Genomic DNA, 282 nt, shown 5'->3' on the forward strand with positions numbered 1-282 from the left:
ATTGCGCAATATAAAATGCATATAAAAAATGCAGTCTCATAGCTCAGCTGGTTAGAGCGCTACACTGATAATGTAGAGGTCGGCAGTTCGAGTCTGCCTGAGACTACGAAGTGATTAAAAATTTAGGATTGGAAGATTTTAGGTTTTTAACTAAACAAGTTCATTACAAATTGAAAGGAAATTCTAGAAGTTGAGTAGTAGTTGTATCTAACTACTAACTACTATGTACTAACTACTAGTATATGGGGGATTAGCTCAGCTGGCTAGAGCGCCTGCCTTGCA

The 282-nt window shown here is 37.6% G+C and carries 1 tRNA gene; it reads left to right on the forward strand.

What is annotated here, in order from left to right:
- The first annotated feature begins 32 nt into the window (after positions 1-32).
- A tRNA-Ile gene (locus FKR84_RS13240) sits at positions 33-106 on the forward strand.
- Positions 107-282: the final 176 nt, after the last annotated feature.

The sequence above is a fragment of the Haloflavibacter putidus genome, assembly GCF_006546625.1.
Taxonomy (GTDB): domain Bacteria; phylum Bacteroidota; class Bacteroidia; order Flavobacteriales; family Flavobacteriaceae; genus Mesonia; species Mesonia putida.